We start from the raw sequence: 6828 nt of genomic DNA on the forward strand, positions 1-6828 counted from the left end.
CGTTGGGTTATTTTCAATGTGTAATACTGGAAGCAGGAGATATGGGAGGAGGGAAAGCTGAAAGTAATTTTGAGCAATTGCCTTTCAAAGTCAGGAACTGAGCTGATTTAATTGTGATTAATGGATTCGGGTAAATTAAATACAGGCTCATATGGAACTAGTGGGATCGATAGAAGTGAAGGGAGAACGGGCATCATCTGGAAAAAGGGGGTGTTGTGAGAAGGAACGGATTTTGATAATATAGGTAATATATATAATAAAAAGGAATATATCCCTTTCACTGTCTCGACACACGTGGAGTGCGTGGTAGTAATATATCGAGATAAGAAGTAATGATGTACGAGGGTTTGAGGGGAATTTGAATATGTTCTTGCATTCAAAAAAACGCTTTAGGGTGGAGTGTGGGAACATATTTTATTTACATATATAAGGCATGTGGAGTGTTGCTCACTGTTGATCAGGAACGGAAGTAATGAATGAGAAGTTAATGTGGGATTGCCCACTCTTCAACGAGAGTTTTTTTTTGGCAGCGGGAACAAAGTACTTATAGATAGTCGGGGTTAGTTTACAGATAAATGACTGATTGAGTGTGCGTTGGAGGGCAGTACACATCTGCTCAGCAACCAGAAGAGAATATATTACGATCCGAAGTGGGATATTCCAACATATGGTACAATGTAATTGGACTCACATTAAAGGTCGTGACTATAGAATGAGATTTTCTGAATAGTAAAGGTATAAAAGCATTTAATGAATTTTAGAAATAGCAGAACATCCTAATCTACTATTCTCTAGCGATAAGAAACAATATAATGCTGAGGCTCGCTATAACTTTCATGCCTCCTCGTTATTGGGCATGGGTAAAATAGACTGCGATTTTATATGGAGGGCGGGCATGATAAGCTGGTTAGCATCGCGAAGTCCCTATGCTTCGCGGCTTTCGCGAGTACTCATGCCCGCAGAGGCTCCATGTCAAATCACTCTATTAACCTATCAAACGTGTCATTAACCACCCAGTATAGCGAAGAGCCACTTTCATACTATCCAAAAATTAAACAAACTCATTAAAAAGAACTCTATCTCGGTGAGTGATTGGAGCAGGTGCTGGGATTTGCTAGATATTTAAGCAAGTATTATAAAGGTAAGTTTTTTGTCTTTTATTTTTGGTGTGATTATCAAATACCTGTAATTAGAGTTTCTGTAGTTACTTATTATCAAGGAATAGAACTACCCTTGAAATGTATATTAAACAAGGCTTATGAATGAGAGAAGTTCTTTCTTCATACGTAGTTAAAGCTGAACTTGATGGATGACAATTATTGAAGCAGATGAAGTCAGTAATTCAAAGACTGACCACGTTTATACGATCACGGTTTATTCTAAGAAGATAATTTGTTGAGATAGAAATTATTTGTCGTGAATGTCTTTAACATAATACTTCTTAATCTAATGAATAGGAGATGTTGTTATAGTGAACGAGGAAGAAAGATATGAGAAAATCTTAAATCCTAATATTACAGACTTCAAATTCGATAAAAAAGTAGGTAAATTAGTTAATCCTTACAATATGGATAATGGTAAAAGGTCTTCAATATACTTATATAGCCTTGTCATTGGACATTTATGGATAATTGATTTAATTTCGCATAATGGTTATGGGGAATATCTGAGTGAGATCATTTCGTATGCTGAAAGCAATAGTTCAAATTTAGTTGAATGGATGCTCACTGATAAGGAGGCTAAAGAAATATCTGATATTCTGGAAATTTACGGATTGAAATTTGAAAAGAAAATTATAAAGGGGTTAAATGTAAAAAATTATAAGTCGGAGTTTGAAGGTTTGAAAACGAAAGACCATCCTTATAACGTATTAAGTCGATACTTTCATCTTATTAAGAAGGGATATTCAAAACATATCAATAATTTTTTTGAAGAGGAATTAAGCTTTGAAGAAAATCTAACAGACCATTGTTCTATTATTAATGCTACATATTTACCCTTAACTATGACAGGCTATGAACAAACTGTAATTGACAGCATGTCTGATAACATTAAAGAAATATTAATTGAAGAGTCATTATGTTCAGTAGAATATCAAGAATTAAGGTACTATCCTAAGAACGTGGGAGTAATACCTTATATCTCAGTTATAACTGAGCATGTATCAAAATATTGGGAAAATTATAGCGATAATGAACAAGTGCTTTTAAGCAAATTTATATATAGTCTAAGAATATTGAGTGAGTTGAACATCTCATTAATTGGTGTAAATGGAATTTTATCTTCAATGAGCACCAGAGTCCTTTTTGATAATTACTGGCAATCTAAGTATCTTATTGAAAATAACGAAGTGGAAAAATACAAAAACTATGCATTGGATAGGTTAAGATTGCACATTCTTAAACGTACTGGACGGGAAGATATAAAAGATATAGATATTTTAAGAGTTGCAAGTGAAAACAATTTGATTGCACCTATCCCAATAAATGGTGACTATTTCACAAAGTCTGTAAGAGAAATCTGTATTCAACTCGGATTAAAAAATGATTATGATAAATTTTATGAATACAATAGTGAGTTTATACATTCCTCACTCACTGCTGTACTTTCTGGACTAATGACAGAATGCTCAAATCCAGAGCACAATTTTCACTTGACCATTAACCCCAGTGCATCCCGTTATATTGATGCAATGCCTCATATTATCGATATTATAAATATGCATATAGAATTAATTAACGGTTATATTGGTGAAGATATATTTGAAAAGTTTAGTTTGGAAGAACTTTATTTTCAAACAAGGAGTGAATTTCTACAGTATATGCAAGAAATACACAATGAATTTTCTTCATCTGAATAAAGTAAGAAGTTCCAATATGGATTGCCCTCTCTTGACCCAAAGGTATTTTTTGTTTTTTTATATAGATTAGAGTTTCTACAAAAGCTGAGGTCGAGCAGGCACATTGAGAGAGTTAAAATGCTATTCGAGTCGCAAAGTGTAGTAGAGTTAAAAAGTAAGATAGAATCCTTCAGGCATACTCATATAAGTAATGGGATGTTTGAAGAAATTCCGAGCATTAAAGATAATACACCAATCGAAGAAGTCGGGTTACATTCATAAGAAAGCGGTTTGTTTAAGCCACATGTGAGTTTCCCACCATGTGGCTTAAATAAGGTTCAAAAACGATGTTAACATACTTAGTATGGCGGTGATGATAATCATTGGATTTCAGTTTATAGCCGATACGTTTCAGAAGGAGTACAAAAGCGTAGTGGAGAAGATCGGAGTTTCTAAACATTGCTGTCAGGAGAAACTAATATAAAAATGAAACGGTACTCAGAACTAAAAATTACATATAGTTCAACTTGAGATCATTCAATAAATCTTACTTAATAAGGTAATATTCATGGGGGAAACCTAATGCATCAAAATACAGACAAATTTAAAAGTAAATTTTGTCAATGGTCTCAAGCTAACCTTCCTTTAAATAGTGTTAATAAGTTTACTAATTCATTGACTCAGGTATTAAATAATCATATTGCCGACTGTGATAGTAGAGTGCAAATAATGATAAGAAATCTTGTTGATTCCGAAAATTTAAATTTCAGTCTTATCTCAGATGAACTTATAGTTGCACCCAATGATAAACGTGAAAGTTTATTTGTCGGCGTGCTAATGCCCTCTTGGGATAAAGGACTTAGTAAAATCTGCAACGATGAGTACGTTTATGATGCTATTTCCTGGTTTTTTCATTTTGCTTCTCAATATGTTGCTAGAAGTCGTATGGTTGATGTGATGTCTTCCTTAAATATCGTTTATGGTCGTTCATGTGATTTTAGAGGCGATAGTCTGTATAATCTCACTATTCCTAAAGATGAACGAGTAAAAGATGATTTTACTTTAGCTTTTATGAGAGAAACTAAGATAAGATTTCATTATGAGTATGGAGCAAGAGAAAGAAGTCTAATTTTTTGGGTAAATAAAATAAATGCTCTAGACCCGTTTATTCATAGAATCTTCTTTAATTACATAAATGCCTGCAAGCTATATGATGGGCAATTCGATGAGGAAGCTATTACTTCTCTGGATAAGACAGTGGATGTTATACAGCAATATGCACGAGAACGTATGAGCATCAATGGAACAAATAATCAAAGAGAATTAACTTTAAATGCATTTGGAATGACTGCGTCTGAAAAAGTTTTACTTACTCGGCTATATGATTTAAGGAATTTCTTTGGTGGACATCCAAGTATGAGTAAATGGTGGGATCTCTCAGAGATATTTGAGGGGGATATAGAGAGTTTATTTGAGGTTGTAAAAAGATTAATTTATAAAATAGTATTGCATGAGAATAATAATCGAGTTATTGAGAAAAATCCTTCATCATGGTCGGAATGGTTTGAGGAACATTCGATGATGTTATGGGAAACTGTATGGTTTGAAAAAATAGAGAAGCATATTAGATAAATAAGGTTACAGAAGGCCCTGTCAAATCCTTTTAAGCATGAGTTCTACTAAGAGAAAATGCTATTCTAGCGTAAGTGATGACCGAGTCAATAGGAAAAAAAGATAGAGAGCTGGAGGAACATATACCTCACGACCCTCCATTTACGAGTGGTGTCTACGGTGGTGGTATAGAGCATTTTAAGTAAGCTTCATTAATCGGGATTAAACTAAAATTCACAAAAATTGTACACATACTCTAAATTAGGCCCTTGGTATTATTCAAGGGTTTTTTTGTTCCATATATCACCATGAATATGCTATAGTGTAAGAAATAAAGAAGAATTATGCAGGAATTAGTAGAATAATGGGCTAATGTGTTTCCTTTGTTCTGGGTATATAGTCCTCTTGTATAGGTTGAGATATTGCAACGAGGTGAAAGCAATTGGCTAAAACGTACTATGCTGAAGGAAGACAAGTTGCTCATATATTGAGAGGGCTATTCGTTATTGGTGGTCTTGCTAATTATTTTAATATACCTAGCCAAAGGGACTAGGTCGCTGTTATAAAAATTTATAGAGAATAGACCTGCTCCCTATAAATGCTTCACGTGCAAAATCTATTTCTTACTTCTAACTAGAGGGGTCAAAATGAACATAAATGAGGCAGTCGGAGTTTTTATAGAGAAATATGGTCAAGAAGAACGGTATACAAAAGATATAGAAAGTAAAGTGGTATCTTGGTTAGAGAACACTAATCTCGAGGAAGTAAAAGAGATTTTACTGCATTTATTTTCAGAATTTATATTCTTTACAAAGTTAGAAATTAAAGAAATGCTAAAGAGGCAATTAGAAGATGTTCTAGATAGTGAAATCCTTGAAAATATATGTATTATTCCTATGGTCTCTAAAGGTGGTATAGCAAACAGTTCTTTTGACTTAACAATGCTTTTAAAGGAAGTAATTAAGGAAAATGATATAGAGTTGTATAAAGATACTATAAAAGTTGGCTTAAATCAAATAGATGCAGATATATCCACTCTAGTTTTTTTTGATGATATATCTGGAACTGGAGGTACTATAGTTACTTTTCTTAGAGAAAACAAGAGTTACTTAATTGGAAAAAAAATTATTATACGACTTATAGTAATTACTGAAACAGCAAAGAAAATTATCGATGAGTACCTAGTTACTCAAACAGAACTTGATGTAAAAGTAATTGCAGAATATAAGTATGATAAGATTTTCAAAGACCATAAATTTTTAAATGATTCGCATAAAAAATTAATTAATGATTTTGAAGAAACGATTTGGGGAAAAGGAAATCAGAATATAATGGGATTTCGGGATAGCCAACTATTGATAGGATTTTCTCATAACATACCTAATAACACCATCAGTTCATTCTGGTATCATACAGATTTTTCTGGGAAAAGAGAAGAGTGGAATTCCTTGTTTAAAAGATATACACAACTAAGAAGAAATAAAAAAAATACCAGATCAAAACAGAACCTGTCAGTTAAAAGAAAGAGTGGAGGTAAGTAAGAATGGATTATAAGGATCTACTGATCTTAGTGTATTTTAATTCGATGAAGGCAAGTTACTCCTATAGAGAGATTAGTGATAATTTTGGACTAAGTTTTTTTCAGGTGGAAAGTTTAATTAATAAACTTCAAGAGGAGAACTTGTTAGCATTAGATGGGTACTATAAACTTACTTCAACTGCTATAAAGTTATTAGAAGAGTATAATATGCTAAACATAGATTACTTTGACTCGTTCGAAGTTAAAAGTATATTCACAAAAAAACCAATGGGTTTTGATGAAGTATACATTCCTATTGGATTTACAAAAAAAATCAAGTAAAATATTATATAATAGTCAGTAGTCTTCTAGATATGGTAGAGAGTCTCTATCTTAATTAATGTCACTTAATTGATATGTGAAAAGCAGGAAACCGCTGCTTTTCACAACTGCAACAAAAACCGTTGCAGTTGCAAATGATTAATGAAAATCACATCAATAATTTGCAAATTTTCAAAACAAGTTAAAAGTAGCTCTAAAGACTAGATTTAAAGTAGAAGCTACTGACTATTTAAATGAGGGTGTCATGGACTACTTAAACTTAATGGAATCAATGTTAGTAGAAAAAGGATATGGAAAAAGATACAAAGAAGCTTGTATACAATATGCACAAGGATTAATTGATCAGGGATTACCTGTTGTATTTGATAATAAACATTTATCACTATTAATGGGAATCGAAAGCAGTGTACTGGGATATTATATAATAAGTTCAAACAAGTTTTATAAAGAATACCAAATAGCTAAATCAAACGGGTCTCTAAGAACTATTTCAACACCTAGCTATAATTTGAAAGCT

5 protein-coding genes are annotated in these 6828 nt (G+C 32.6%); all 5 read left to right on the forward strand.

From position 1 onward, the window contains the following. The first annotated feature begins 1471 nt into the window (after positions 1 to 1471). A complete protein-coding gene (locus tag C1I60_RS04550) occupies positions 1472 to 2860 on the forward strand; it encodes a DUF5677 domain-containing protein (RefSeq protein WP_137060680.1) in 1389 nt (462 codons plus the stop codon). A 561-nt stretch (positions 2861 to 3421) separates the two neighbouring features. Further along, positions 3422 to 4471: a hypothetical protein gene (locus C1I60_RS04555; protein WP_137060681.1), complete on the forward strand. Its 1050-nt coding sequence runs from the start codon at positions 3422 to 3424 to the stop codon at positions 4469 to 4471. A gap of 626 nt (positions 4472 to 5097) precedes the next feature. Next, positions 5098 to 5991: a phosphoribosyltransferase-like protein gene (locus C1I60_RS04560; protein ID WP_137060682.1), complete on the forward strand. Its 894-nt coding sequence runs from the start codon at positions 5098 to 5100 to the stop codon at positions 5989 to 5991. Between the two features lie 2 nt (positions 5992 to 5993). Next, positions 5994 to 6311: a FaeA/PapI family transcriptional regulator gene (locus C1I60_RS04565; protein WP_137060683.1), complete on the forward strand. Its 318-nt coding sequence runs from the start codon at positions 5994 to 5996 to the stop codon at positions 6309 to 6311. Between the two features lie 244 nt (positions 6312 to 6555). Continuing rightward, a partial coding sequence (locus C1I60_RS24715) for a hypothetical protein (RefSeq protein WP_212734434.1) occupies positions 6556 to 6828 on the forward strand: 273 nt, incomplete at its 3' end.

The sequence above is a fragment of the Paenibacillus terrae genome, from assembly GCF_005217525.1.
GTDB classification, from domain to species: domain Bacteria; phylum Bacillota; class Bacilli; order Paenibacillales; family Paenibacillaceae; genus Paenibacillus; species Paenibacillus terrae_C.

Coding starts and splice junctions, on each gene's coding strand:
- C1I60_RS04555 (WP_137060681.1), top strand. CDS start 3,422: ATGCATCAAAATACAGACAAATTTAAAAGTAAATTTTGTCAATGGTCT.
- C1I60_RS04560 (WP_137060682.1), top strand. CDS start 5,098: ATGAACATAAATGAGGCAGTCGGAGTTTTTATAGAGAAATATGGTCAA.
- C1I60_RS04565 (WP_137060683.1), top strand. CDS start 5,994: ATGGATTATAAGGATCTACTGATCTTAGTGTATTTTAATTCGATGAAG.